Raw genomic sequence first — 26,190 nt, forward strand, 5'->3', positions numbered from 1 at the left:
CCGTGTTATGACATGACATCAGGAAGGATGGGCGGGGGTGACCCCGCCCGTCTTCATCAGCCCACTTGACCGTCGATGGGCCACGCCCGATCCACCGTGCTCTGGTAGACCCAGCCCGCCACGCTCTGGCCGGTGCGCCCGTGCAAACGGATCAACTGTACGGCCCGTTCGGCCTGATCGTCCTCGCAAAACACTTCGAGCTTGATCTGCCGAGTGACCCGTTCGCCCAGCTCCATCGAATAGATCTGTTCCTGAGCGCTGAGCGCGGTCAGCAGACCTTTGACATCGCTGACTGACAGATAACGAAATCCGCCTTCCTCCAGGGCATGGATGACGTCGACGATGCGGCCGCGGTGGATAAATGCCTTCACTTCTTTCATGGGGTGTTCTCCTTGGCCAGGCGCCGGGCGGCGCGTTCTTCGATCCAGTCGTAGAGCACCGGCAGCAGCACCAGCGTCAGCAGGGTCGAGGTGATCAGACCGCCGACCACCACGGTGGCGAGCGGACGCTGGGTTTCCGCACCGACGCCGCTTGAGAGCAGCATCGGCACCAGGCCCAGGATCGCCACGCTGGCGGTCATCATCACCGGTCGCATGCGCAGCGCGGTGCCGCGGATCACTGCCTCCCGCACGGGCAAGCCTTTCTCACGTTGCTCGTTCAAGAAGCTCACCAGCACGATGCCGTTCAACATCGCCACACCGAACACCGCGATAAAGCCGATCGCCGAGGGTACCGACAGGTATTGCCCGGTGATCGCCAGCCCGACGATGCCGCCGATGGTGGCGAATGGCACGTTGGCCAGAATCAGTGCGGCGTACTTCACCGAGTTGAACGCGGTATAGAGCAGCACGAAGATGAAGAAAATCGTCGCCGGCACGATCAACGACAGCCGCTTCAACGCCCGCTGCTGGTTCTCGAACGCACCGCCCCATTCGCTGTAGTAGCCGGTGGGTAACTTCACCTGCTGCGCGATGGCGGCATTGGCATCCTTGACGAAGCCGTCGATATCGCGGCCGCGCACGTCCATCTGGATCACCGCATAACGCTGCAACTGCTCGCGACGGATGAACGAATAGCCTTCTGCATCACTGACCTCGGCCACCTGCGACAACTGCACCAGCGCGCCGCTGGGGGTGCGGATCGGAATGCGCTGGATCGCCGGTAGGGACGCCTTGTCGGCATCGTCCAGCCGTACCGCGATGTCGAAGCGCTTCACGCCATCGAGCAGCGTGGTCACCGGCTCGCCGCCAATACCGTTCTTCACCACGGTCAGCACGTCGTCGGCGTTGAGGCCGTAACGGGCCAACGCATCGCGGTCCACCTTGATGCGGATCTGCGGCTTGCCGATGTTCGCCTCCAACGCGAGATCCGCCACCCCCGGTACCCCGGCCAGCACGTTCTTGATGCGGCCACTGAGACGATCGAGCTCGCCCAGATCATCGCCATAGATCTTCAGCGCCAACGTAGCCCGCACGCCGGAGATCAACTCCTCGATGCGCATCTGGATCGGTTGGGTATAGCTCACCACGGCGGTGGGCAAGGCGGCCGACAACTCCTTCTGCATCGCTTCCTCGATGCTTTCCAATGTCTCGCCCTCGCGCCATTGATCCTTGGGCTTCAGCGGCGTGTAGACCTCCATGTAGTTCACGTCGGCGGTCTCACCTTTTTCAGCGCGACCGATCATCGCCAGCGTAGTGTCCACCTCCGGAAACTTCTGCTTGATCAGCGCCGACACCTGTTTGGAGATGTTGATCGATTCGTCCAGCGACGCCGAGGGAATCGAGGTGATGCGCCACATGATGGCGCCCTCTTTCAGGTTGGGCATGAACTCCTTGCCCAGGAACGGGAACAGCGCCAGGCTGCCGATCAACGCACCGGCGGCGATGCCCAGCACGAGCTTGCGCCGCGCCAACGCCCATGTGAGCACGCTGGCGTAATGGCGTTTCAGGAACGCGACCAGCCAGGTGTCCTTCTCTTCCTTGGGCTTCAGTACCAGGGCAGCGAGCACCGGGATCAAGGTCAGCGCGAGGATCAGGGAACCGGCCATCGCGAAGCTGATGTTGAACGCCATCGGCTTGAACATCTTGCCTTCCAGCCCTTGCAGGCTGAACAGCGGCAGGAACACCACGATGATGATCAGGATCGCGAACGCCATCGGGTTGGCGACCTCGCGGGCGGCCGCCAACACGGCAGCGGTACGATCCACCGGACCGCCGTGCGCCTTGCGTTCGGCCATGATGCGATAGGCGTTCTCCACCATCACCACCGCGCCATCGACCATCATGCCGATACCGATAGCCAGCCCCGCCAGCGACATCAAGTTGGCCGACAGCCCCACCTGGTTCATGCAGATGAAGGCGATCAGCATCGCCAACGGCAACGCCACAACCACCACCAACGCGCTGCGGAACTCGCCCAGGAACAGGAACAGCACCAGCGCCACCAGGATCGAACCTTCCACCAGCGCGCGCACGGCAGTACCCACCGCCGCGTTGACCAGTTCGGTACGCTCGTACACCGGTTTCACGACCACGCCCGGCGGCAAGGATTGCTTCACCGTATCGAGCTTGGCTTTGACCGCATCGACCACGCTCTTGGCGTTCTCACCGATACGCGCCAGCGCCATGCCCAGCACGACTTCCTTGCCGTCGCGCGTCACCGCCCCGGTGCGCGGTGCCCCGGCCTCGGTAATGGTGGCCACGTCCCGCACGTAGACCGGCGTGCCGTCTTCGGTCTTGAGCACGATGTTGCCCAGATCCTTGGCGTTCTGGATCAAGCCCAGTCCGCGCACGAGATACTGCTCGCGCCCCACGTCGACGAAGTTGCCGCCGACTTGCGCGTTGTTCGCCTGCAGCGCCTCAATCACGTTCTTGAAGCCGAGTTTGTGCGCGATCAATTTCATGGGATCGATGCGCACCTGGAACTGTTTTTCCTGCCCGCCCCATGAGCTGACGTCATCGACGCCCGGCGCGGTGCGCAGGATCAAACGGATGGTCCAGTCCTGCAGTGTGCGCAGATCCATGTCGTTCGGTGCCGTACCGGCTGTGGCGCCTTTCAGCTTGTCGTCGGCGCGTTCGACCGTGTACCAGAACACCTGGCCGAGACCGGAGGTGTTCGGTCCCATTTCCGGTTTGCCATAACCCGCCGGCAAACGATCGCCGACCTGTTGCAGCCGCTCGTTGACCAGCTGACGGGCGAAGTAGATGTCCATGCTGTCGTCGAAGTACACCGACACATACGACAAGCCGAACAGGCTCACCGAGCGGATCTGTTCCACCTTGGGCAAGCCGGCGAGTGCCGACTCCACCGGCGTGGTGAGCAATTGCTCCACATCCTCCGCTGCGAGTCCCGAGGCTTCGGTGTAGACGTTGACCTGTACCGGCGTCACGTCCGGGAAGGCATCGATGGGTAGCTGACGCACGGCCTGAAAGCCGAGAAAACCGATCACCACGAAGATGATCAGTACCAGCACCTTGTAGCGCAGAGAGAATTCAACCAGACGTTCCAGCATCATTCTTCTCCCAGCTGCGAGCGCAGCAAACGGGCCTTCAAGGCGAAAGCTCCCTTGCGCACGTAGGTGTCGCCGGCCTTGAGACCTTGCGTGATGACCGTCCAGCCATCGCGCGTGTCGCCGACCATGACCGGTGCCGGTTCGAATTGGCCGTTGCCCTTGGCGAGGAACACGGTCGGCTGGTTCTGCAGCAGCACGATCGCGTCGGCGGGTACCGCGAGCTTCTGCACAGCAGTGCCAGCGGCGATGCGCGCCTCGACCAGCTCACCCGGATGCAGCAGATCCTTGCGGTTGTCGACCTCAATGCGTACCGGCACCGTGCGCGTGCGTTCATCGGTCTGGTGCGAGCGCTGTACCACCTTGCCGGGTATCGCAGTGTCGTGGACGAGGATGCGGGCGTCGGCGTCGGGCTTGACCCGTTCGGCATCGGCCGGCGCCATCTGCGCGACGACCCAGACCGAATCTTCCTTGACCAGGGTGAACAGCGTGCGGCCGGGTTCCACCCGCTCGCCGACCAGAAATTCATCGGTGGTCACACGGCCAGCGGCCGGCGCGAGCAACTCGAAACTGCCATCAGCACCGGCCGATCCCTTGCGCAGCAACCCGCCGATCTGACCGTCGGACAAACCGTAGGCACGCAACTTGGCGCGCGCCTGGTCGCGTTGCACTTTCGCCTCGTTGTAGCGCCGGGCCGACACCGCCTGGGGCCCGAGCGACGCGATCCGTTGCCAATCCTGTTCGGCGACAATCAACGCACCTTGCGTGGCGGCCACCTCGACGCTGGAGAGCACCACCAACGGTGCGCCGGCTTTCACGACATCGCCCAGTCGGGCCTTGCGGGCCAGCACCTGCGATTCCACGCGTGGCGATACCAGCACCGTGGAATACGCATCGGCTTTCACTTCGCCGGGGGCTTTCAGTTCATCCGTCAGTGCACGTGGAGCGGCCTTCTCGAGGACAAGGCCAGCGTCCTTGATCGCCTTGGCGTCCAGCGCAAGCGGATTGGTGGGTGCCGATTCCTGCGCCAGTACGGGGCCAGCCAGCGCGGCGAGCAATGCCAGCCCCAGCAGGCTGCGTTTCAAAAGAGAGACATTCATCGGGAAATATCCTGAGTGCGGCCGTCGAGCCAGTCGGTCAGACGGCCTGCAGCGGTGAGGTAATCGAACCAGGTCTGCCAAGTTTGGCTTTCCAGTTCCTGGCCGGACAACGCGGTGTCGAGACTTTGCTTGAGCTGTACGAGGTAATCGGAGGTGCTGATTTCGCCGGCACGCCAGAGCTTCTCCAGCAACGCCGTGCGATCCCCGAACGCGGCGGCACGACCGCTGCGGAACGCCTCAGCTGCACCGCGCAAGGCGGCGTAGCGGGCTTGCGCTTCCTGCAGTCCGGCACGCAATACAAACTGGCGCGAACGCACACTGGCCGCGGCTGCATCGGCTTCCGCCCGAGCGGCATCCACTTCGGCACGTCCGGTGTTGAGTACGGGCAACGGAATGGATACGCTCACGCCGATCACCTGATCGGTACGCGGCCCACTGCGCACCTGGCCACCGGTCAGGCTGAGTGTCGGATCGGGAATGCGCGCACGACGTGCGACCTGCACGCCGGCCTCGGCGCTTGCTTGCTGAGCGCGGGCCTGACGCAGTTCCGGCAACTCATCGACGGACAACGGCATCACACTGTCCGTCGCCGGTGACAGGCCGTTGGGCAGCGGCGGCAGGGCCGTGACTTGATCGCCGCTGATGGCCAGCAACACAGCGCGTGCTGCCGCTTCATTGCCGGTCAGCGTGGCTTGCTGCACCTGGGCTTCACCCAGTGCCAGGCCGGCCAGATCGCGCTCGGGGCTGCTGATGTCGCCCACCTTGAGCCGCTGGGCGGCCAGGTCGTCGAAGCGCTGCATCAACGCGAGGCGACGGCGACCCAGTTCACTTTGTCGGGCTGCGAGAGCCGCGGTCGACCATGCCTTCAACCAACGGGTGGCCACGTCACGACGCCGCACGTCGTAGCTCGCCTCAGCCGCCAGCAGATCGGCCTCACCTTGGCTGGTGCGTGCGCGACGCTTGCCGGACAGATCCAGAGGCAGACTGAGGCCGGCCGTGCGTCGATTGACGTCGGCGTTCTCCGCATCGAGCGACAGCGAGGGGTTGTACAACGGCTGCGCTGCAGCACGCGCACGGGCCCGGGCGGCGTCGAGATCCGCACGAGCAGCCTGTACCTCGGGGCTGGCTTGCCAGATGCGGCGTACCGCCTCTTGCAGCGGGGACGATGCCAACGATGGCGCGGGAGCCACTACCGGAGGGGAAGGTTGGGATACGGGGGCGGCACTGAGCATCGCCGCGTACAACAGACACACGGCGCCGATCGGCACCGAACGTAAAACAGACATGAAGCGATCTCCTGAAAACGGTCACGAAGCGACGCACCGCACAGGCGGATGCGTCGCGAAACGGAGCGATTTCAGGCGATGGGAGGGCGCAACAGGGAGCCGGTCGTGGCCGGCGTGAATCCGGAACGGATAACGAGCGTGTCGAAGCGAGCTTCCACCCTGGCAATAGAAAGCCGGGCGGTCGTTGGCAGCGTCACCATGTGCGCACAAGCGCAATGACAGCCCCCCGTTTCGCCTAGAAGACAGGCGTTCGGATCATCAGTGGATACGTCGGCGACCACCGTATCAACTGGCATGCTGGCGGCGGAGATGGTGGTGGTCGAAACGAATCGCTTCTCTGGCGCATCGGCCACGCACACAGTGCCGGCGACCAACTTGATCATCAGCACGGCCACGGCCAACACCCACAGACCGCGGTGGCGGCGCAGGCGAGTCAGCAGTGACGATCGGGCGTATGGCATCCGGCCATGCTACCCAGCACCATAGGTGTTAGACAATTTCATTTGCTCACCTTCGTTCAGCATGGTGGGGAAGACATCCACCGTCGATGCGGGAGCGACTCACTCTCGGCGATGCGTCGCCAGCGTCTGACTAAACCTGCTGCGCTGAAGGAAGGTAGCGCGGCATAGTGGAGCCGCTGTGGATTTCACAACTTCGTAGGGCATGGATCGAAATTTCTCTTCCTTACATTTTCTTGCTCAAGACTGGAAGCACATTGATTCAATGCACGGTCAATTCGTGAAATACAGCGGCGCTTGTTCGAATGGAAGATGTACCTGACAGCAACACGTCAGGACAGATACCATGATCCAAAACGGTAAGACACGTTATCAGGCTGACAGCAACCATCTCCTCTCCGATCTCCCCGGCGCGCCGCCCATACGCCGTCGCGATGTCACATGCCTTCGCGGTCTCCTCGCGCTTAGCCTTGCAGCCCCTATTCTTCCCGCCATGGCGACAACCCGCTGGGAGATTCAGGCCGGCCCGAGTTACATGGACTGCACCAGCACGCCTGTTGTATTCGTTGAGAGCGTATTTAACGAACAGCGCATTGGCTCAAGTCGCTTTACCTGGTCACCAGACGTCTCATTGGGCTGGATTGATGGTCGTGAAGTTCAACGCTTCCGATACGGCCGCTACACGACTAAGGACTCCATTGGACTGATCGCAGGCGGAGTACGAATCCACTACGGCGACGCTGACGATTGGTACCGTCCTCTGTTTGTCAGTTTTCAGCCTGCGCTGCATAGCGGGCGAACGCAGGCCTTAAGCAGCGCCTATGAATTCGTCAGCACCATCGGCTGGCAGGGTCAGCACTTCAGTTTTCAGATCCGCCACATCTCCAACGGCGCGCTTCACAAGCCCAATCGTGGAGAAACGATGGCGCTGGTGGGCATCGCCCTTGATCTTTAATCGTTCACGCAGGCCAACTTAACCCGGTGCAAGCGCTCATGCCCGCAAGAACGCTTCTTGGGCGTCGGTCTCGATGGCACCGCGCCGGACCGCACGCACCTGGCGCATTGCATCATCAGCATTGGTCGCTGCCCCGCTCTCAAGCAACAACAAGCACGCGACAGTACCCGCACGCCCCAGTCCTCCCTTGCAATGGACTACCACACGTGCACCGCTGCCGATCTCACTGACTAACTGAGGTCCCAGGGTGATCCAGGGATCCAAAAACCGATGATCAGGTGCTGCTCCGTCGGTGATGGGTAGGCCATGCCATCGCAGGCCATGCGCGCGGGCCTGAGTCGGCAAATCGGGAATCGCCAGCTCCTCAAACTCGTGTGGCTCTAGCAGCGTGATGAGATCCTGCGCGCCCCACTGCCGAATCGCGTGCAGATCCGTCGCCAAGTCGCGCTCCCAGATGCCCGTCATCGCAGCCGCTTGTCGTTTGCCCGGCGCGAAGGTCACGCCGATGGCGCCACCGCGTTCACCCACCGGAATGGTGGCGATACGTAGTGGATGGGTCTGGCTGGTTCGAATGAGCGAAGGCATACGATTACGTCAGGTTCCATAAAACTGGATCCCGTGGTTACAGAGATCCGGAAGTGAGGCGTCGGGAGATATACAGCTGACAGTGAGTGGTAGCGTCAAATGCGACGAGACAGGCTGGATCGTCAGTGAGATCAGGTGGATGAGGCGTTCTTTGTGTGCTGGCGGCACAACGATCGTGAGCAAAAGGAAAATATCGTTGCCGTCAGCCCCCCGATGAATCTCTGCCAGGTAGGCGGCCCGGACCGTTGCCTCTCCCTGGAACAGGTCACGAAGCGCAAGGACCAGCTCGTCAGTGGGCTCCGCGGGGGGACACACGCCGACTTGCTCGCAATCCACAAGGGTTTCCTGGGTGTAGGAACCGAGGGGGCGTCCCTCGAGGAGCGCCACGATCTCCGGTGGATACAAGGCAACCTGATCGATGTTGGGGTTCAGCATCAGGGTGGCGCCCCGGGTCAATTCGAACAATCGTCGTCCCGACATGGCCACAATGGCCACCCTGTTGGCTGAGGCCACTCCCGCCTGTTCCCGGTCACTAAAGAATGGGAGGACGGTTTGTTTGTTGTCCGGGCGCACGAACTGGATGAAGCGCATCCTGCCCTCGGGCGCGTTCTCCAGCGGCACATGCGCATACACGGTCGCATCAAGCAATGCTTTGAAGACCGCCTCCTCGGCGTGCGCAGGGTTTTCTACCAGCGGCGTAGCTCGTGCAGCCGCCAGTAGTTGCGCAAGCTTGTCAGTCGTGATTTTGGTCATTCAATTCAACCTGCTGGATCGACGCCCGGTTGGTTTGGCGGGACACATCAGTACTCACCCCTTCCCGCCCCAATGGGTCTAGCTACATCCAATGCACGCTCGGACACAGGGACATTCCAGTAATCATCACCGAGCCGGCTAGTCCAGATAAAAGTGCTCGCAAAGGTGCTCATGGGCACCGCAGAGTGACGGCTGAATTGCTTGACCGGACCTCCGCCGAAATTCGCACGATCGGCGTTCAAGCAGATCGAATTGACAAGTTCGCGCTCTGCGGTGCCGGCAGAACCCGCACCGTTTCGCATAAACCAGGATGCCAAGTGCTTGGCCGCAGACCACATCAATGCGCAGCCCTGACCGATGGAATGTTGCGCCAGGATCGCCGGAAGTGCTGCGGCAGCAGGCCGCGCCAGCGCCGGGTTGAGATTGTGCGCTGCCAGAGCGTACTCACCGAATGCCAAGCATTCCCCAATGGCTAGCGACTCCCACGTCTGCAAAATGACTTCACGAGAGCGGGCCGTCGACTCGAACGTATCCATGCAGTCACGGATCTGTTGCGGCAGGCTACCTCGGGTCATTTCATTCCAGATGATAAGCCAGTCAGAGTCTTCGAGGCTTGCGCCTTCACTCCAGGGTGCTTCGCTAATCGCATCGTCAAGCCGGCGTCGCGAGGCGATCGGTGCTAGAACACCGGCTTCCAACAGGGTCGATAGAATCAGATGTCGCAGCGCGCGATGCGGCGCCAAGCGCATCCCGAAACCGGAGCGGGCACGTACGTGCCTGAAACCCGCGTCGGCACCGGCTTGAATCACCGCAAGGAACGCCATTCCACCGAACACGCCAAGGTCTTCCACCCTGAATGAGGGTGGTTCAGCGCCTGAATGTTCCGGCACCGCGGCGGCTACAAACACGGGCAAATACCTTTTTAAAGCCGATTTTGGACTATCCCGAATCGGACTTTAGCGTGCCTAGCCAACTACCGGCAAGTTTATGGCCCGCTCGACACACCACCCCAACTATCAGACGTTACTGACGCTGCTCCGCGACCTGCGGGAGCGCGCAGACGTCACCCAGCTTGCCTTGGCCGAGAGCCTTGGCAATACGCAGACCTTTATATCGAAGGTCGAGCGCGGCGAGCGTCGAATTGACGTTGTCGAGTTCATCGAGATTTGCGACGCGCTCGGCGCGGATCCTGTCGCAGCTTTTCGCGAGTATCTTCAGCGCCGCTCTTTACTCGGAAAGAAAGGCAGCAAGTTGACGCGCCGGACACCAAATTGAGATGCGCGGGAATGCGATCTGACTCTGCGTGTATCAGCATTTGACGCTATTTCGTCACCTGTAGGGCTTTGTGAGTTGCGGATAACGCCGCAGGAAGGTATTCCATGCGGGCAATTAGCTGTTCCAAGATTTTGCCGCGTACCCCATATACAACGGATTGGCTACCAGGGTGGCCGAATCCCTTGATCCGGACCTGAAGCTGCCCTTCGTCGGCAGAGTAGCGTGCATCTGCCGCATGGTGCGCCGCTGCTTGCGCGACTGTCGCTGGTTGGTGCGCAGCCAGTCGGACAACTCCGCTGTATACGCATCGAGCTGGCTGGGGCTCTTCCTGTGGGGGTACCTCGGGGAGGTCTCACCGCTCGTCAGGTACTTGATTGTGGTGTTGCGTGACAGCTTCGTGCGTCTAGCTATCTCTCGGATCCAGATCTTGTCACGAAGGTGCCAGCGTCGGATTACGCTCAATAGGGCCACGTCGATCACTCCTGTTGCTCCCGCTCGTGCTGTGAGCAGAGGGTGGGAGGAGGTGGCTCAAATTTCGACGAAAATCACCCAGCGAAGTGGCTCAGTTTTGGATGGAACTCAACAACAATATGGCTTGCTTTTCACTCACAGTCCTTCGCTGCGTCTACGCCGCGAATCACTAGCTGAAGCCGGCTCATGCCCCGATAAATATTCTCATCCACCGAGAACGCCAATCGCGCGGATTGGCCGGCGCGCACCGGGAGATCGCCGCCGGGTTCCATAGCGTTGAACCAGACGCCATCCGTTGAACGGCCGTTGGCGGTTAGTAGGAGTTTCAAATGGCTGCCATCACCGATCGCGCGGACCTGATTCACCTGCCACGTCGCCCAAAATACGGCCGGCTCAAAGCTACGCCCGAAGGGCTCGAGCCTCGACAATTCGCGCACATGTTCCAGACTCGGCGCCTCTAGTTCGCCATCTACCAGCAATACCGGCCCAGGTGGCGTATCCCCGTAACAGCCAGCCACGCAGCGATCCCACGCTTCGGCCAACGCATCGATATTTCTGCGCAGGACTTTCAAGCCGCCCGCGCCGCGATGGCCTCCAGCGCTGATCAGCAAATCCGGGTGCGTACTTCTGATCGAGTCCAACGCGTCGAGCACATGAAATGTTGACGTAGTGCGGATGGAACCAGTGGCGATCGTCGGGTGGCCATGCATCGGCGATAGACAAATCGTGGGACGGCCGAACCTTTCGACCATCCGGCTCGCAGTGATACCGTGCACCCCGGGATGGGCACCTTCGCCCAACCACAAGCATAGCCCGGAGCGGCCAGCACCAACGGCTTGCCGGGCTACGGCGGTGGCTGCGACCGTCAACGCCTTTTCGATGGTGCGTCGCTCTCGATTGCTCTCATCCAGTTGCTCGACCAAGCGAAAGGCCTCTTCGTCATCGGTCGCGCATAGGAACTCGACACCCAGCATCGCGTCGGTTAGCCTGCCCCGCGCATTGATGCGGGTGGCGACCTGAAAGGCAATGTCCGCCGAAACCCAGTTTCCTGACTTGCCAACCAGGCGCCGCAGTGCATTCCAACACGGGCGCGGCCGCGTATTCATGATCCGCAGCCCACGTTGCACGATGAGTCGGTTATTGCGTGACTGACCGAGGGAAGAAGCATCCGCGATGGTGCCGACCGCACAAAAATCCATCAGCTCCGATACCCGAGGCAGGTGGCTGGCGTCTCGCCCGCGGCGAATCAACTCCTCGCGCACTGCAGCCATGACCAGCAGTGCGGTATGACAGCCAGCAATAGCCTTGTCTGGGAACTGGCTGTCAGTGCGTACAGGATTCACTACGGCGTTGGCAGACTTTGGCGGGCCCTCGATCGGAATGCCGTGATGGTCAGTGACGACGACATCGTGACCGTACTGCCGAAGACGAAAAATCCTCGCCTCATCGGCACTACCTTGGTCCGCCGTCACGACGCAGGTGCTCGGCTGCATGTCCAGCAACATGCGATCGACGAGGGCGTCGCTCACACCATATCCTTCGATCATGCGATGCGACAGAAAGCCGGAAATGCGCTCGGGACTGGCACCCATTTGCTCGAGCGCCAATCGCAGGATGGCGTGCGAGGTCGCTCCATCCGCGTCATGGTCGGTGACGATCGCGATTGGCCTATTGTTGTCCACAGCGTCGGCAATCAACGTCGCGGCGACCGCGATATCCGGCAAGGTCTCAGGCCCATCCAAGTCGAAGGACGTCGGCTGAACGGCACGCCCGATCTGCCCGTCAGCGACGTCAGACAGCCGGCCAGCGAGCACGCGCGACTGCAGCGGTGTATACCCCTCCGCGAGCGCAGCGCGCTCCACAGTTGCGTCGCGCGCACGCTCTATAAACACGGGGTGCTCCAGAGTCTGGCTCATGCGTTCTCCGAATCGCGACCTGCGTCCACGACCATCATCACGTGTCCTTACTCCGATCAGGCTTGAACTCCAGAACGACCCCATCGGTCGGCGTGGGCAACACTGACGAGAGACCGGCCACTTGGTTGGGGTCGCGATCGCCGCGTTTTTCCCGTCGGCGTGCAGCTGCAATTTCCCGCTCGGCATTGCGCACCACACGTTCCATACGCAATGCCATCGCCGCCATGGATTCGCGGGCGAGTTTTACCGTGCGACGCAGTTCCGCGTTTTCCTGGCGCAGGTTGCGATTGAGCTCGGACAAGGATGTGGGTTCGCCCGCTGGTTGGCGATAAGCCAACACCGCCATCCGCACGCGGGGGTAGGCGCACTTGTCATGGCTTATCAGGGTGCGTGAGTGTCCGGCCTCCATAGCCACCGTCGAGATGTTGACCTCCAGGGTGCCGCGCTTGGCGCGCTTGACCAATGCCGGATTGATGGGGTTGCCCGCCGCGACCCGGGCCAACGCCTGCATGAAATCCTGCTCGATACCATCGCCGGGAAGTGCCGGATTCTTAACCATGGGTCGTCACCAGCTCAGGCAGCGGCACTTTGATCGCTTGCAGTATCGCCGCGCTTTGCTTGGCCCGCAGTTCCGCCGCGCGAGCGGCTCTACTGGTCGCCGATGCCGCCATGAAATTGGTGTTTTCGATATAGCGCAGCAGCCAGAACTCGGCATGGTCAGCGTCCACCGCATAAAGTGGACAGCCTAGACACGTTTCCGGATTGCGGTGCACGTAGTTGGGCTCGGCATTGGCCCAGTGCACCGTTCCGCCCAATTCATGGCAACGGGCCTTCGTTGGCCCTAGGCCTATGAAACATTTTCCATGCCGTGAGAACCAGATTCGAATGTCCTCATTCAAGACCCATTGCTGCACAGTCGCGATGCCGGCCATGCCTTCGGCGGCACCAAGAATCCGAGCGAACTCGGCACGAAACTCATCTACCAGCTTCGCCATGCGGCCCGTGACACGGCGCTCGCCCCTCGCCATCTCGTAAAAGAACTGCGCGGTCTGTTGCACGCGCACCCCGTTCATCACCTCCAGTAACGAAGGGTCGTTGCCCAAGTAGCCCTGCTCCGTCATTGCGAGCGACAAGTGATGAAACTGCTGCGCGATGGCGCCGATCATGCGCGAGTCAGTGCGAAAGACATAGAGGGCGTAGGATTTACGCCAGGAATGAGTGAGCAAACAGGCGCCTTTCGTCTCCCGGTATCGAGCCAAATCCTGGCCATGGGCATTTCGATCCGGCAGGCCACTCAAATCCACGTGGTTGCCAATAAAGACCCGTTGCAGCGTTCGCAGCCGGCTTGCGAGGACGCGTCCGATCATTTTCCCGTCACGGGGATAGCCCCGGGGTGCCGTCATCTGAACGATCAAGTTATTACGGAGTGAATCGTCCGTCGCGTTGTTGCGCAATGGCTCGAACAGCCGCTGCAATACCTGGATAGCGCGGACCGGGGCGGGAATGAAGTCAGATCCCGCTGGCCTGGCCCCGATCAGCCATTCGACTTCCTCGGGGACGCGACGCAGTTTCGACAGTAGTCCTTTCAGGAAGAAGTGCTCGTTTAGCCCGGTCTTGCTACTGCGAAGCTCCAGGCATGCGGGTAAGCCGGTCTGCGCATTCATCCCCGCAGCCAAGCCACATATTTCGTTGATCCGGGGGCCGGCTTCACTCTGCAGAACGATCACGCAAGCGGCGCAAACATCCTCGATCAGGGTTCTAAGTACCGAATGCGAATCGTGCACTGCAGTTCGCCATTCGCCAGAAAATATCGAGAGTCTGGTTGCTTCTTGAAGCGGCCCCCGCCAAGGCACCAGTTCTGGTGAGGCGCTGGAGAATCTGAAATTCTCCAATGCCACGCCCGCAACAATACCGGCGTATTCCCTGCACAATTCGGGACGGTACAGGGCGATGTATTCGTCTTGCAGCCGAATCACATCGTCGGCCCGTTCCCATAGCCATCGATGTGCCTCCGCCATAACCGGAAGCGCGACTTCATCTGGCACAGGTGGAATCCAGCCGACAATCTTGGTTGCCAGCTTGTTGGCTACCGTTCTAGCGCTCTTCCCGCCGAAGGGGGCCTCGGGCAGAACGGCCACACCGGCTTCGCGCAGGACAGCCCGCTGCGCCCAAAGCAATGACCAAAAATTCGTCCTGGGACGCAAGGCCCCCAGCGGAATCTCCGGGTCGTCCTGCTCATCGTCCTCCGATTCGTCTTCTGCCGGGATGCCTTCCATCATTTCGGTCTCGAGCATGTAAGAGCTGACTAGGTCATCGAGATAGTCCTCACTTGCTGCGCTGGTCAACTCGCTGATGCAAACGTAGTCGTTCTTGACCATCCACCTGACCAGGGAGCGCATCGCAGTGGATAGTTTCATGACGCTTCCCACCGTCAGATCCAATCCCGAGCGCCGATCGGTAAAAAGCGACCAGACCAAGCGCATTAGGCCGCCCCGAAGTGTCGAGAAGCGCGGTTGGCCGAAGCTCAACCCATCGCCAAGGTCGAAGTCCCAGTCCAACCGCGCACTTCCCGATCCCTGCCCCGGCGTCGTGAGGTCAAGCAGCCAGACGAGGTCACCGAATTTCGACCGTGTCGATACCGGAGCGTCCCAGGGGTCAGCCTCCAAATGCAGGCGTCGAGCCGCGGATGGCGAGGTAAGCATGGCTGTGGATGAAATCATCGCTTCAATCCGGTGTTGGCAATGGTGGAAGGTTCAGAGACTTAGCCTGCTCGAGAATCTCGGGCGAAAACTGGGGTAACCAGAAATAGACCAGTTTTTTCTCTACCGAGGCCATACGTTCCAACCAGCCTTGTGGGTCCATTGTTTCGCGGGCCCGGCGGACGGCGTCCAACAAATTGAGTGATTGCGCAGCCGCGTAGACCGAATGGATGTCGAGTTGAGTCATTTGGCACGCCGGGCATCGACCAAAGGCGCTACACAGTTTTCCGCGCGGGCTGTACGGTGATTTGTAGGGGTCAAAACACCCCCAACCGGGCGTCACCGCGCCTTCATCGGTGCCCACAGGCGCGTTGCGGGAATCGGCTTTGCCGTCCGTGTCGAGCCAACGCCTGCGAAGCGTAGATATCTCACCCAATCGTTCTGCATTCCGTTCTCGTTGCGCGCCACTCGTGTAATGGGAGTTGGTTGTTTCCTGGGAACGATGGTCCCCTAGCGCCTGAGCGGCACGCACATCGTTGTCGTGAATGGCGCGGCCAATGTCCAGCATCGTCGGCCGCAGCTGTTGTAGCGTAAACCGTTTGAGATTGTGGTCTTCGCAAAAATTCCTGAGCGCAGTGGTCCATGTCGAGGTTCCGGTATCGCCTTCGACATCAAAAAATGACACTCCCGAGAAAGCCGTGCGAGGAACGAATAGAAGCAGGCGATTGGCAATTTCTGGCTTGGCCAATTTGCGCAAGCGAGCGGTCCAGGCATTCAGGAACTCGACGATCGAATGTGGATTGTCGTACGCCGCCTCGACGGGCGTGGAAGGCATTTGTCTACGCCGCGCCCGCCCCTTGTTGACGCGAGGCCTGAATCGTTTTTCTCCCAGCCTGTCCTCGGTACCGAAATCTTCTTGATTGCTTGCCAGTAATGCTTCAGGGTTTAAGCGTGTGTGGATGGCCAACATGAGGACAAACGGCACCAGATCCCGAGGACTGGGCGCAAGCACCGATCGCATTTTCATCACCGTACCGAACTGCGTTTTGATCGCCGTGAGCAGGTAGGAGTGCGTTTCCAACATCTGAGGGTAACTTGGTACAGTGTGCGCGAAAATTTCATCCATGGCGGCCAACGCTACACCGCGATGTGCGTAGTCCCGACATGTGGTTGGGTTTTGGGGTATCTCCTGCACCGATCGATGGAGGAGCTCCAGGTCGGCAGCGATTACCTCACGAACTTGGGTCATCTCCGTCAAACATGCCTGATATAGCAACGCAAAGTCTTCGTCTTGAACGATTGGCGTCGGAGTGTGTTTACGCTTCTTCCCTGGCCATTGATGCGTCGATACGCTGAAATCCGCCGGGATTTGCTTGCGCCATTTTGGTATTCGTTTGAGCGCTTTGACCATCACGCCCAGAATGTTGTAGTACGAACTTCGGGTCCCTTCTGTCCAAACAGCTTTGCCGGTGCCGGGGTCGACACGATTTAGCCAGCGAATGTAATCATGGATCAGTTCGGAATGGAGTTTGTCTAGGCTCAGGTCTTCCTTGTTCTCCAGCTTTAGAAACTCGAAAAATCCCAGACGAAGCCACTTGTTTGAGTGGATGCGAGTCTTGCGCGTGTGTGTCGCGAACCTTTTGAGGAACGCCGTGCTCATCGCCTCTGTAAGATTCGGCGTCCGTAGCAGGTAGGAAGCATCCAGCGTCTCCGCGACACCATGACTTACCGGAAATACGAGGTGGAGCGCAGGACGGCCAGCCATCGAAGACTTGATGGCCCGACTTGACGGAAGCGGCAGCACATTCGACGCGGGACCGTCGGTCGGCACCGATGTGGCCCCATCTACCCCGGCCGCCTCTTTGGCTTTGGCGGCCTTTCGATCCAGTTGGGCAAAGCGACTGGGAGTCTTGTCTCGCCTAAGTCCCAAAGGTCATCCTCAAGAAGCGATAGAGGTTGTCGTTGACCTTCGCACGGAAAATATCCACGACCCGCAGGTAGATGTCGGTGGTGGTTTTCAGGTAGCGGTGACCTAGCCGGGCTTGGACTACCTTCCACGGTTCGGCATTCCCTGCCGCCTTTTCTGCCTGGTATAGCCAAACGGCGAACGTGTGTCGTAAATCGTGAAAGCAATGCGCGGCACACGAAGCTAGGTAACTCTCTTCAGTGAGTGGGTCCACGCGTTCTTCCTTCCTCACGAAGCCGCAGGCAAGCACAGCTTCGCGGAAAGCACCCGACAGCGTGTATCCGCGCACTGGTTTTCCTGCGTGATTGCGCGAGTCCAGCCCGTTCACGAACAAATAACCAGTATCCTTCTTCAGGCCGAACCGCTTGCCGACCTCAACCGCTTCTCGACGTTCCATGTCGATGTAACGATGGAGTTCTGCGATCAGGTGACTGGGAAACAAGACCGTTCGAGGACGAAGCCCCTTTGTGCGAGTTATTTTCAAGGGCACGACTTCAATTGAATCGTCCACAACACGCAAGTTGAGAATCTGATACGTGGTCAGCCCGGCGACTTCATCAAGTCGCATTCCAGTCCAGATGCTGATTTCTGCCGCAAGCCGATTGCGGGAACAGCCAGGAATCCCTGCGTCCCTCTGGCTCGGCAGCGGTCCAAGCGATTTGGCAACTGCCAGCCAGGTCTTGCTCTCCATTGGATGAACGTGTTCGTCGGCTGACTCACTCGTGCGAGGGGCCGTGGTCGAAACGGCGACTTCTCTGGTGCTGCCGCCGGTATGCGCTAACGCATCGTCATCGATCGCCCGCAAGACTGGCTTCAGTTGTTTTGGATCCAGGGGTTCGCCTCGAAACAGGCCCTTCTCCTGCGCCCATTCGTAAAAGGTGCCGACAGTATTGATTCGTCTGGCAATCGTCTTCGCGGCATAGGGACGATGCGTTCTTGGGCTGACTGACCCCAACAAGCTGTCCCTGAACTCGCTTAAGTCATCACTGGTCGCGTCGCACCAAAACCGACCCTCCCGCTCGAGGTAGCGCCACCAGTCACACAGGTCATGCGCAGCACACTCCACGGTGTTTGCTTTCCACATCCGAGGTTTTGGCGGGTACTGCTTGCAAAGCCACAGCAACACTGGCTCGACCGGCAGGCTGCTTTCATCGTCAACCAAGAAACTATATCGCGCAGGCAACATGTCGCTGCGCAATTCATCTTCCGACTCCAGCCCAAGAGCTGTCGCTACCGTGATCATTAAAAGGCACGCCCTAGGCCATCAACGTGACCACTATCTCATACTATCTAACTGTTTTCAATGCTTTTACTTCAATAAATGACCATATTACTTACATCTACATATGAAGATCGCTTCACGGTGATTGAACCAAGGGAACAGCTCACGTCCAGATCAAAAAACGCATGAAATGCGGTATTAGCCTAGAAAAGCCCCTGACCACTTCAGCCTTTCATAAAGCGTGGCCCCACGGCGAAGCCGAGGTCACTGGCGCACAGCGTCGCAAGGCTGCGCTTGCCGGCCTCCACCAGCGCGGTGATGCCGGCGCAGGCGCGCCCACTGCGCATGCGCTGCAGACCAGCTTCGACCAGCACGCGATTGTTGAAATCCAGCGGCACCAGGTCGGCCACCGTGCCCAGCGCGACCAGGTCGAGCAGGCTCGACAGATCCGGCTCGCCACCGGCGAACGCGCCACGCTCGCGCAACAACGCGCGCAAGCTCAGCAACAGGTAGAACATCACGCCCACGCCAGCCAGCATCTTGCTCGGGAATGGATCACCGGCGAGGTTGGGGTTCACCATCGCGTCGCATTCCGGCAACTGCTCGCCCGGCAGATGGTGATCCGTGACGATGACCCGGATGCCGCGCGCCCTCGCGGCCGCCGCGCCCGCGATGCTGGCCACGCCATTGTCGACCGTGACGATCAGTTGCGGCGTCGGCTGCAGCGAAGCGACAAAAGCCGCGCTCAGGCCGTAGCCGTGGGTGAAGCGGTTGGGAATGGCATAGCCGACCCGTCGTGCACCAAGCAGACGCAGGCCACGCACCGCCACCGCGGTGCCGGTCGCGCCATCGCAGTCGTAATCGCCGGCAACCAGGATCGACCAGTCGTCACGGATCGCCTCGGCCAGCAAATCGACCGCCTGCGCGATGCCACCCAGCAGCTGCGGCGCAAGCATCCGCGCCAATCGGTGCTCGGCCTGGCCGGGCTCCAGCACGCCACGCGCCGCATAGATCTGCTGCAGCACCGGGTGCACGGACGACGGCCATCCCAGCGGTGCACCATCACTTTCCCGACGGCGCAGTTGCAGAGCGCTCAACGCCCTGCCCCGCGCCACAGGCGCCAGCGATGCCAGGGCTTGCGCTGGAAACGTTCGCCGCTGGCAAATTGCAGCAGCGTGGGTTGCCCCATCAGCAACGGCTGCAAACCGGGCCACCAGCTCGAGGCGATGTCCCGCGCCGGCAGATCCTGCAGGTCAACCAGCCACCCGGCGCCGGCGCCGGCAAGGGCTTCGATGCTGCGTTCCCGCTGAGCCACATCCGCGTGTGCGGCCAACGCGCGCAGCAACACATCGTCGCTGATCACGCCGTTCAGGTCGCTGCTGCCACTGCCCGGCAAGGAGCCGCCGCCCCACAGCCACAAGCTGTTGACCGGCGACAAACCGCGCGCCTGGCGTTGCGCGTTGAGCGGATGCTGATGCAGCAACACCTGGATTTCGTTGAGCAGGATGCGCCAGCGGCGGCCTTGAGGGCCTTGCGGCAGGTGCTGCGCCAGATCTTCGCCCAGCGCCTGCGCCGGCGCGGCAAAATCGGGCAACGGCATATCCGATGGCAATCGCAGGTGCCAGTGATCCGGCGTGGTGATCTGCAGTTGCATGCCGGCGTCCTCGAACACCGGGCGCAGCGGTTCGGCCAGCAATTGCGCCGCGTCCATGTCCAGTTCCATCCGACCGCAGGCAAGCAGCCGCACCCCATTCATGTCCGGCTGCACCCAGGCCGGATCGGCCGACAACCAACCGTACCCGTCGGCGTCGCCGGCAAGGAACTGGCGGGTGATCGCCGCAGCCGGCAGCGTGTTGGCGACCTCCGGGAAATGATCGGCCAGACCACCGAGGTAGCCGCTGCGGCCGGCAGACAGTCGATCCGCCCGGGCCAGCCACTCGCGCAAGGGATGCCCCGGTTCGAAGTGCGTCAACGCGGGCAACCACAACTGCAGTGAGGGAGCGGGAGTCGACATGTGTCCTAGGCTTCCAGTTGTTCCGCCAGCACCAGCCATTCGTTTTCGAGCGCGTCCTTCTCGCTGCGCAACTCGGCCTGACGCTGGCCCAGCCGCATCATCTCGTGGGTGGGACCGTTGTAGGTGGCCGGATCGGCAAGTTTTGCCTCCAGCGTCGCCAGCTCGGCATCGATCGTGGCGGTGCGCGTCTCGATCTTCTTCACTCGCTGCCGTGCGACTTTCTCGTCCTCGCGCTGGGATGCCGCCTGACGCCGACGCTCCTCGGGTGAAACCTCGACCACCTTGACCACCACGGGCTTGGCTGCCCCACCAGCCTTGGCAGCCTTCTTGCTGGCCGAGCCGCGGTTCTTCAGCCAGCGCGCGTAGTCGTCGAGGTCACCATCGAACGGCTCGACCACCCCATCGGCGACGCAGCAGAAATTGTCACAAACCATGCCCAGCAGATGGCGATCGTGCGAAACCAGCACCAGGGCACCGTCGAAATCGGCCAGCGCGTCGGCCAGTGCCTCGCGCATGTCCAGGTCAAGATGGTTGGTCGGTTCGTCCAGCAGGAGCAGGTTCGGTTTGTCCCACGCGATCAAGGCCAGCGCCAGGCGTGCACGTTCACCGCCGGAGAAGCCGTCGACCGACTCGAACGCGCGCTCACCGGCGAAATTCCAGTTGCCGAGGAAGTCGCGCATGACTTGCGTGGCCACGCCGGGTGCCTTGTCCATCAGGTGATCGAGCGCGCTGGCGCCCGCGCGCAGGCTTTCCACCGTGTGCTGGGCGAAGTAGCCGATGTTGAGATCCTTGTGCACCTTGCGCTCGCCGCTGAACGGTTCCAGCTCGCCGACCAGGGTTTTCACCAACGTCGATTTGCCCGCGCCGTTGGGGCCGAGCAAGCCAATCCGCTCGCCGGCCTCGATGCTGAAACGCACATTGGCCAGCACGATGTTGGCCACCTCGTCATTGCCCTCGCGACTGGACGGATCGGCCGCATAACCCGCGGTGATGTCTTCCAGTTGCAGCATGGAATCGGGCAAGCGGCCCGGCACCGGGAACGTGAAGCTGAAAGGCCGCTCGGCGCGCACCGCCTCGGTGCCGGCCATCTTCTCCAGCCGCTTCATCCGTGACTGCGCCTGCTTGGCCTTGCTGGCCTTGGCCTTGAAGCGGTCGACGAAGGACTGCAGGTGCGCGCGCTCGGCCTGCGCACGCTCGTGCGAAATCTGCTGCTGGCGCAACTGCTCGGCACGCAGGCGCTCGAACGCGCTGTAATTGCCGGTGTAGAGCATTGCCTTGCCGTCGTTGAGGTGCAGCGTGTGGGTGATCACGCCATCGAGGAATTCGCGATCGTGCGAGATGATCAGCAAGGTGCCCTGGTAACGGCGCAGCCATTCCTCCAGCCACAGCACGGCGTCCAGGTCCAGATGGTTGGTCGGTTCATCCAGCAGCAGCAAGTCGGACGGGCACATCAGTGCGCGCGCCAGGTTCAGCCGGCCGCGCCAACCACCGGAGAACTCCTGCACCGCCCGCTCGTGGGTTTCCGGTGGAAAACCCAGTCCGTGCAGCAGCCGTCCCGCGCGGGCCCGGCCGTCGTAGCCATTGAGTTCCTCGATGCGCTGGTGCGCCTTCGCCATCGCATCCATGTCGCCGCGATCGCCGGCCTCGGCTTCCGCGTTCATCGCCTCCGCCAGCTCCTCGTCGCCACCCAGCACATAGTCGATCGCGGCATCCGGCAACGCCGGGGTCTCCTGCGCCACCGAGGCCAGGCGCAATTTGCCGGACATCTCCAGCTCGCCCGCATCGCCCTCCAGCTTGCCTTGCAAGGCGGCGAACAGGCTGGACTTGCCGCAGCCATTGCGGCCGATCACGCCCAGGCGCCAGCCACTCTGGATCACCAGATCGATGTCGGAAAGCAGCAAACGGCTGCCGCGGCGCAGGGCGAAATGTCGGAAGGAAATCATGAAAAACCTGGACTGGAACGGGCGGCACGTTGGCCGCAGCCGCCCATGATAGCGGTGATCAGGTTATTCTCGGTCATTCGCGGGCTTGGCCGAATGCCGAACCCATCGCAATCACCATGATTCGACATGGCGTAGCATGGGCACTTCTGCTACAACGACGCCGCATACAGTCTTGCAGGGAGAGGGGGAGCCAATGGTCAAGTTCACCAATGTTTTGCCGATCGTCGTCGTCGTGGCGGCTGCCGCCTTTGCCGTGCCGCAGACGGCTTCGGCAGCGCAACACAGGCACGGCGACAGCCTGCTGGTGCATCGCGTGCAGCAGGAAAAGGGCCTTGATCTGCCCCGCCGCGGCCTCAGCATGAGCCAGGTCGAGAAAACCTGGGGCGCGCCGCAGCGCAAGTTGTCGCCGCGCGGTGGCGACACCCGCAAGCACCCGCAGATCAATCGCTGGGAGTACTCGAACTTCATCGTCTACTTCGAGCACAGCCACGTGATCCACGCGGTGCTGAACACGCCGGCGGGCAACAACACCGACCCTTCGTCGGTCAACTGATCAGCCTTCATGAAGCGCGGCCCGCAGTGATGCGGACCGCGCTTTTTCATGTGCGGTTGCCCACCCCGTCGTACACTTTGCGGCCGCACGCCAAAGCCTGGCGTCCATCGCCTGCCGACGAGATCCCCGCATGACCGACCATACTTTGCGCCTGCCCGCGGAATGGGAACCGCAATCCGCCATCCTGATCGCCTGGCCGCACGCCGGCACCGACTGGGCCGAACGGCTGGCGGCAGTGGAAACGACCTACGTCGCACTGGCCGGTGCAGTCACCCGCTTCCAGCCGTTGATCATCGTGGTTGCCGATGCAGCGCTGCAGCAGCATGTCGAATCGTCATTGCACACCGCGGGCGTCGATCTCGCGCGCATCCGTTTCATCGTCCTGCCGTATGACGACACCTGGCTGCGCGACTCCGGTCCGATCACGCTGAAGGGCGGCGTGCGGGGTTTCCAGCTCACCGATTTCCGCTTTACCGGCTGGGGCGGGAAGTTCGGGGCCGAACAGGACGATGCACTGGTCGCGGGCCTGGTCGAGGCTGGCGTATTCGGCCATGCCGCACACAAGCGCATCGACTGGGCGCTGGAGGGCGGTGGCATCGAGAGCGACGGCACGGGCAGCATTCTCACCACCTGGCGTTGCCTGGCGCAGCGCCATCCCGAGCAATCGCGCGAGGACATGACCGCGATCCTGCGTGATGGCCTGCACGCCAGCCGCGTGTTGTGGCTGGATTACGGCTACCTCGAAGGTGACGACACCGACGCGCATATCGATACGCTGGCCCGCTTCGCGCCGGGTGACCGTATCGTGTTCCAGGCCTGCGACGACCCCAGCGACCCGCACCACGACGAGCTGCAGCGCATGGCCGGCGAACTGGCGGCGCTGCGCACCGCTGACGGACGGCCGTATCAGCTTCATCCGCTGCCGTGGCCGCAGCCGATCATCGACGAAGGCCGTCGGCTGGCTGCGTCCTACGCGAACTACCTGATCGTCAACGACGCCGTGCTGGTGCCCGCCTATGACGATCCGGCCGATGCCGAAGCCGCACGCATCATCGGAACGGCTCATCCCGGTCGCCAGATTGTGCAGGTACCGTGCCGCCCGCTGATCTGGCAGAACGGCAGCCTGCACTGCATCACCATGCAGTTGCCGGCCGGGCTGGCCTGAGCGGCATCGGCTAAACTGTACGGTCTGTTCCGTCTGGCGCCACGCCGAGGATTGATCCGATGACCCGCAAGACCCTCAAGGTCGCCCTGCTGCAGGAAACCGACCGCGGCAGCCGCGACACCAACCTGGATGCGATCGAGGCCGGACTGCGCGCAGCGGCCAAGGCCGGCGCTGAACTGGTGCTGCTGCAGGAATTGCACAACGGACCGTACTTCTGCCAGCACGAGTCGGTCGATGTTTTCGACCAGGCCGAGACCATCCCCGGCCCCGGCACCGAGCGCATCGGCAAGCTGGCCGGGGAACTGCAACTGGTGGTGGTCGCCTCGCTGTTCGAGAAGCGTGCGACGGGGCTTTATCACAACACCGCCGTGGTCTTCGACAAGTCGGCAGCGATCGCCGGCAAATACCGCAAGATGCATATCCCGGACGACCCGGCCTTCTACGAGAAGTTCTACTTCACCCCGGGTGACCTCGGCTTCGAACCGATCAACACCTCGGTCGGCCGCCTCGGCGTGCTGGTGTGCTGGGACCAGTGGTACCCGGAGGCGGCACGCCTGATGGCCCTGGCCGGCGCAGAACTGCTGCTCTACCCCACCGCGATCGGCTGGGATCCGAACGACGAACCCGCCGAGAAGGACCGCCAGCGCGACGCATGGATCACCGTGCAACGCGGTCACGCGGTAGCCAATGGCTTGCCGCTGCTGGCCTGCAACCGTACCGGTTACGAAGCCGACCCCACGTCGGTCGGTGCGGGCATCCAGTTCTGGGGTTCCAGTTTTGTGGCCGGACCCCAAGGCGAATATCTGGCTCAGGCCGGCACCGACGGGCGCGAACTGCTGCTGGCCGAGGTGGACCTGGCACGCAGCGAGCACGTGCGCCGTATCTGGCCGTTTCTGCGGGATCGACGCATCGATGCCTACGTCGACCTGCTCAAGCGCTACCGTGACTGACCCTCTGCCATCGCGCTGACAGTCGCTTGTTCCGCATGGAGTTCGTCCCCATGCTTGAAATTCCCCATGAGACCGGCCTGCCGAGCGTATGAGCGTCCCCGAAAACGAAGCCACCGCGTTGCCCGCCGCCTTGCATGGCCAGCCGATCGAACGGGTGCATCGCGATGGCGTGGAGTACGTGGTACTGGGCACCGCCCACGTCTCCCGCAGCAGCATGGAAGCGGTGGAGGCGCTGCTTGAGCACGAACACTTCGACGCCGTGGCAGTGGAGCTGTGCGACAGCCGCGCGCAGAGCATGCGCGACCCGGAAGCCTTCAAGCAGATGGACCTGTTCAAGGTGATCCGCCAGGGCAAGGCGGGCATGGTCGCCGCCAGCCTGGTGCTGTCGACTTTCCAGAAGCGCCTGGCCGACCAATCCGGGATCCAGCCCGGTGCGGAAATGAAGGCCGCGATGGACGGTGCCGATCGGCGCAACCTGCCGCTGTGGATGATTGATCGCGAAGTCGGCACCACCCTCAAACGCGCCTGGCGCAGCGTGGGTTTCTGGCAGCGCTTCAGTTTGCTCGGCGGCCTGCTCGCCAGCGTGTTCGATCGCGAGGACATCGACCAGGGTGAAATCGAAAAATTGAAACAGGGCGATCTGCTGGAAAGCGCGTTCAGCGAATTCGCCAACGGCTCCAAACCGCTCTACGACAGCCTGATCGGCGAACGCGACGCTTTCATGGCAGCACGTCTGCGGCAGGAAGCGACGCGCTCGGCGAATGCGGGTGCCGCCGAAGAGCGTCGCCGCGTCCTGGTCGTGATCGGCGCCGGGCACCTCAAGGGCATGTGCGCCCTGCTGCGCGAGCAGCAGGATGATCCGGCGAGCAAGGTGGCCGAACTGGCCTTGTTGCCGCCCAAGGCACGCTGGCCGAAATGGCTCGCCGTGGGACTGGTGTTGCTGGTGTTCGCCGCCATCGCCTGGGCATTCCATCAGAACGCTGCGCTCGGCACCCAGGCGCTGCGTGACTGGGTCCTTTTCACCGGAGGCTTTGCCGCGTTGGGCGCACTGATTGCCGGTGGCCACCCGGTCAGCATCGTGGCCGCCTTCATCGCCGCGCCAATCAAGCCGTTTCGCCCCGGCATTCCTGCCGGTGGCATCAGCGCCATGGCCGAAGCCTGGGTGCGTCGCCCGCGGGTGATCGACTTCGACACCTTGCGCGACGACATCGTGCACTGGAGTGGCTGGTGGAAGAATCGCGTCGCCCGCACCCTGCTGAACTTTTTCCTGGTCAGCGTCGGTACGATCATCGGCGAATACAGCGCCGGCATCCACATCTTCAAAAGCCTGTTCTGACCCCGTTCGCGTAACGGGCACAAGCGCGGCGCGTG

At 61.9% G+C, this 26,190-nt stretch carries 21 protein-coding genes and 2 pseudogenes; 6 read left to right on the plus strand and 17 right to left on the minus strand.

Translation table 11 applies throughout. The features are described 5' to 3' along the window. Positions 1-56: 56 nt before the first annotated feature. From ACVWWQ_RS02095 to ACVWWQ_RS02115, 5 genes are all read right to left on the minus strand, one after another. On the minus strand, positions 57-380 hold the full coding sequence (locus tag ACVWWQ_RS02095; RefSeq protein WP_133950319.1) for a P-II family nitrogen regulator: 324 nt from the start codon (positions 378-380) through the stop codon (positions 57-59). Beyond that, positions 377-3,511 (minus strand): CusA/CzcA family heavy metal efflux RND transporter, encoded by a 3,135-nt coding sequence (locus tag ACVWWQ_RS02100; protein ID WP_133950317.1) that lies wholly within the window; start codon positions 3,509-3,511, stop codon positions 377-379. Before ACVWWQ_RS02100 ends, ACVWWQ_RS02095 begins: the two co-directional genes overlap by 4 nt. Further along, positions 3,511-4,608 carry an efflux RND transporter periplasmic adaptor subunit gene (locus tag ACVWWQ_RS02105; RefSeq protein WP_133950315.1) on the minus strand — a complete coding sequence of 366 codons (1,098 nt, stop codon included), beginning with the start codon at positions 4,606-4,608 and terminating at the stop codon, positions 3,511-3,513. Before ACVWWQ_RS02105 ends, ACVWWQ_RS02100 begins: the two co-directional genes overlap by 1 nt. After that, a complete protein-coding gene (locus ACVWWQ_RS02110; RefSeq protein ID WP_457383286.1) occupies positions 4,605-5,894 on the minus strand; it encodes a TolC family protein in 1,290 nt (429 codons plus the stop codon). Before ACVWWQ_RS02110 ends, ACVWWQ_RS02105 begins: the two co-directional genes overlap by 4 nt. Positions 5,895-5,965: 71 nt before the next feature. Further along, complete coding sequence (locus ACVWWQ_RS02115) at positions 5,966-6,289, minus strand: hypothetical protein (protein WP_457383287.1); 324 nt, start codon at positions 6,287-6,289, stop codon at positions 5,966-5,968. Positions 6,290-6,698: 409 nt separating this feature from the next. Here ACVWWQ_RS02115 and ACVWWQ_RS02120 point away from each other — a divergent pair, with 409 nt between their 5' ends. After that, positions 6,699-7,307 (plus strand): porin family protein, encoded by a 609-nt coding sequence (locus ACVWWQ_RS02120; RefSeq protein ID WP_133950311.1) that lies wholly within the window; start codon positions 6,699-6,701, stop codon positions 7,305-7,307. A gap of 36 nt (positions 7,308-7,343) precedes the next feature. Here ACVWWQ_RS02120 and ACVWWQ_RS02125 read toward each other — a convergent pair whose 3' ends face one another. From ACVWWQ_RS02125 to ACVWWQ_RS02135, 3 genes are read right to left on the minus strand one after another with little or no spacing between them, the layout of a single operon-like run. After that, positions 7,344-7,892, minus strand: a complete 549-nt coding sequence (locus ACVWWQ_RS02125; RefSeq protein ID WP_015447540.1) for a cyclin-dependent kinase inhibitor 3 family protein — start codon at positions 7,890-7,892, stop codon at positions 7,344-7,346. A 9-nt stretch (positions 7,893-7,901) separates the two neighbouring features. Next, positions 7,902-8,645, minus strand: a complete 744-nt coding sequence (locus ACVWWQ_RS02130; RefSeq protein ID WP_133950310.1) for an enhanced serine sensitivity protein SseB C-terminal domain-containing protein — start codon at positions 8,643-8,645, stop codon at positions 7,902-7,904. A 47-nt stretch (positions 8,646-8,692) separates the two neighbouring features. Next, complete coding sequence (locus ACVWWQ_RS02135) at positions 8,693-9,553, minus strand: hypothetical protein (RefSeq protein WP_015447538.1); 861 nt, start codon at positions 9,551-9,553, stop codon at positions 8,693-8,695. Positions 9,554-9,632: 79 nt separating this feature from the next. Between ACVWWQ_RS02135 and ACVWWQ_RS02140 the strand changes: the two genes are divergently transcribed. Further along, positions 9,633-9,920, plus strand: coding sequence for a helix-turn-helix domain-containing protein (locus ACVWWQ_RS02140; protein ID WP_015447537.1), 288 nt, complete (start codon positions 9,633-9,635; stop codon positions 9,918-9,920). Positions 9,921-10,121: 201 nt separating this feature from the next. Here ACVWWQ_RS02140 and ACVWWQ_RS02145 read toward each other — a convergent pair. From ACVWWQ_RS02145 to ACVWWQ_RS02185, 9 genes and pseudogenes are all read right to left on the minus strand, one after another. After that, positions 10,122-10,400 (minus strand): annotated as a pseudogene (locus ACVWWQ_RS02145) (IS21 family transposase); the annotation flags it as partial. Between the two features lie 122 nt (positions 10,401-10,522). Then, complete coding sequence (locus ACVWWQ_RS02150) at positions 10,523-12,307, minus strand: single-stranded-DNA-specific exonuclease RecJ (RefSeq protein ID WP_166669744.1); 1,785 nt, start codon at positions 12,305-12,307, stop codon at positions 10,523-10,525. A gap of 37 nt (positions 12,308-12,344) precedes the next feature. Further along, positions 12,345-12,866: a hypothetical protein gene (locus ACVWWQ_RS02155; protein ID WP_166669743.1), complete on the minus strand. Its 522-nt coding sequence runs from the start codon at positions 12,864-12,866 to the stop codon at positions 12,345-12,347. Then, complete coding sequence (locus ACVWWQ_RS02160) at positions 12,859-15,027, minus strand: hypothetical protein (protein ID WP_133950306.1); 2,169 nt, start codon at positions 15,025-15,027, stop codon at positions 12,859-12,861. The genes ACVWWQ_RS02155 and ACVWWQ_RS02160 overlap by 8 nt, the downstream gene beginning before the upstream one ends. A gap of 4 nt (positions 15,028-15,031) precedes the next feature. Next, a complete protein-coding gene (locus tag ACVWWQ_RS02165; protein ID WP_133950304.1) occupies positions 15,032-16,771 on the minus strand; it encodes a hypothetical protein in 1,740 nt (579 codons plus the stop codon). Positions 16,772-16,925: 154 nt separating this feature from the next. Continuing rightward, positions 16,926-18,215: a tyrosine-type recombinase/integrase gene (locus ACVWWQ_RS02170; protein ID WP_133950302.1), complete on the minus strand. Its 1,290-nt coding sequence runs from the start codon at positions 18,213-18,215 to the stop codon at positions 16,926-16,928. A 218-nt stretch (positions 18,216-18,433) separates the two neighbouring features. Continuing rightward, a pseudogene (locus ACVWWQ_RS02175) lies at positions 18,434-19,327 on the minus strand (DHH family phosphoesterase); the annotation flags it as partial. Further along, the gene (locus ACVWWQ_RS02180) at positions 19,288-20,208 is read right to left on the minus strand and encodes a phosphoglycerate mutase (RefSeq protein WP_133950298.1); all 921 of its coding nucleotides are present in this window, start codon (positions 20,206-20,208) and stop codon (positions 19,288-19,290) included. The pseudogene ACVWWQ_RS02175 and the gene ACVWWQ_RS02180, both read right to left, overlap by 40 nt. Positions 20,209-20,213: 5 nt before the next feature. Next, positions 20,214-22,151: an ATP-binding cassette domain-containing protein gene (locus tag ACVWWQ_RS02185; RefSeq protein ID WP_133950296.1), complete on the minus strand. Its 1,938-nt coding sequence runs from the start codon at positions 22,149-22,151 to the stop codon at positions 20,214-20,216. Positions 22,152-22,344: 193 nt separating this feature from the next. On the opposite strand from ACVWWQ_RS02185, the gene ACVWWQ_RS02190 reads away from it, so the two are divergent. From ACVWWQ_RS02190 to ACVWWQ_RS02205, 4 genes are all read left to right on the plus strand, one after another. Next, entirely contained in the window at positions 22,345-22,704 is a 360-nt protein-coding gene (locus ACVWWQ_RS02190) for a hypothetical protein (RefSeq protein WP_099652112.1), read from the plus strand. A 130-nt stretch (positions 22,705-22,834) separates the two neighbouring features. Beyond that, complete coding sequence (locus tag ACVWWQ_RS02195; RefSeq protein WP_133950294.1) at positions 22,835-23,869, plus strand: agmatine deiminase family protein; 1,035 nt, start codon at positions 22,835-22,837, stop codon at positions 23,867-23,869. Between the two features lie 59 nt (positions 23,870-23,928). Next, complete coding sequence (locus ACVWWQ_RS02200) at positions 23,929-24,819, plus strand: carbon-nitrogen hydrolase (RefSeq protein WP_133950292.1); 891 nt, start codon at positions 23,929-23,931, stop codon at positions 24,817-24,819. Positions 24,820-24,907: 88 nt separating this feature from the next. Further along, complete coding sequence (locus ACVWWQ_RS02205) at positions 24,908-26,155, plus strand: TraB/GumN family protein (RefSeq protein ID WP_133950290.1); 1,248 nt, start codon at positions 24,908-24,910, stop codon at positions 26,153-26,155. Positions 26,156-26,190 lie beyond the last annotated feature (35 nt).

The sequence above is a fragment of the Rhodanobacter sp. TND4EL1 genome (assembly GCF_054061035.1).

Excerpts from the sequence above, each read along its gene's own strand:
- ACVWWQ_RS02125 (WP_015447540.1), bottom strand. The coding sequence starts at position 7,892 with ATGCCTTCGCTCATTCGAACCAGCCAGACCCATCCACTACGTATCGCC.
- ACVWWQ_RS02150 (WP_166669744.1), bottom strand. The coding sequence starts at position 12,307 with ATGAGCCAGACTCTGGAGCACCCCGTGTTTATAGAGCGTGCGCGCGAC.
- ACVWWQ_RS02130 (WP_133950310.1), bottom strand. The coding sequence starts at position 8,645 with ATGACCAAAATCACGACTGACAAGCTTGCGCAACTACTGGCGGCTGCA.
- ACVWWQ_RS02205 (WP_133950290.1), top strand. The coding sequence starts at position 24,908 with ATGAGCGTCCCCGAAAACGAAGCCACCGCGTTGCCCGCCGCCTTGCAT.
- ACVWWQ_RS02095 (WP_133950319.1), bottom strand. The coding sequence starts at position 380 with ATGAAAGAAGTGAAGGCATTTATCCACCGCGGCCGCATCGTCGACGTC.
- ACVWWQ_RS02105 (WP_133950315.1), bottom strand. The coding sequence starts at position 4,608 with ATGAATGTCTCTCTTTTGAAACGCAGCCTGCTGGGGCTGGCATTGCTC.
- ACVWWQ_RS02100 (WP_133950317.1), bottom strand. The coding sequence starts at position 3,511 with ATGCTGGAACGTCTGGTTGAATTCTCTCTGCGCTACAAGGTGCTGGTA.
- ACVWWQ_RS02185 (WP_133950296.1), bottom strand. The coding sequence starts at position 22,151 with ATGATTTCCTTCCGACATTTCGCCCTGCGCCGCGGCAGCCGTTTGCTG.
- ACVWWQ_RS02180 (WP_133950298.1), bottom strand. The coding sequence starts at position 20,208 with ATGTCGACTCCCGCTCCCTCACTGCAGTTGTGGTTGCCCGCGTTGACG.
- ACVWWQ_RS02195 (WP_133950294.1), top strand. The coding sequence starts at position 22,835 with ATGACCGACCATACTTTGCGCCTGCCCGCGGAATGGGAACCGCAATCC.
- ACVWWQ_RS02120 (WP_133950311.1), top strand. The coding sequence starts at position 6,699 with ATGATCCAAAACGGTAAGACACGTTATCAGGCTGACAGCAACCATCTC.
- ACVWWQ_RS02165 (WP_133950304.1), bottom strand. The coding sequence starts at position 16,771 with ATGGCTGGCCGTCCTGCGCTCCACCTCGTATTTCCGGTAAGTCATGGT.
- ACVWWQ_RS02160 (WP_133950306.1), bottom strand. The coding sequence starts at position 15,027 with ATGATTTCATCCACAGCCATGCTTACCTCGCCATCCGCGGCTCGACGC.
- ACVWWQ_RS02155 (WP_166669743.1), bottom strand. The coding sequence starts at position 12,866 with ATGGTTAAGAATCCGGCACTTCCCGGCGATGGTATCGAGCAGGATTTC.
- ACVWWQ_RS02200 (WP_133950292.1), top strand. The coding sequence starts at position 23,929 with ATGACCCGCAAGACCCTCAAGGTCGCCCTGCTGCAGGAAACCGACCGC.
- ACVWWQ_RS02110 (WP_457383286.1), bottom strand. The coding sequence starts at position 5,894 with ATGTCTGTTTTACGTTCGGTGCCGATCGGCGCCGTGTGTCTGTTGTAC.
- ACVWWQ_RS02170 (WP_133950302.1), bottom strand. The coding sequence starts at position 18,215 with ATGATCACGGTAGCGACAGCTCTTGGGCTGGAGTCGGAAGATGAATTG.
- ACVWWQ_RS02190 (WP_099652112.1), top strand. The coding sequence starts at position 22,345 with ATGGTCAAGTTCACCAATGTTTTGCCGATCGTCGTCGTCGTGGCGGCT.
- ACVWWQ_RS02140 (WP_015447537.1), top strand. The coding sequence starts at position 9,633 with ATGGCCCGCTCGACACACCACCCCAACTATCAGACGTTACTGACGCTG.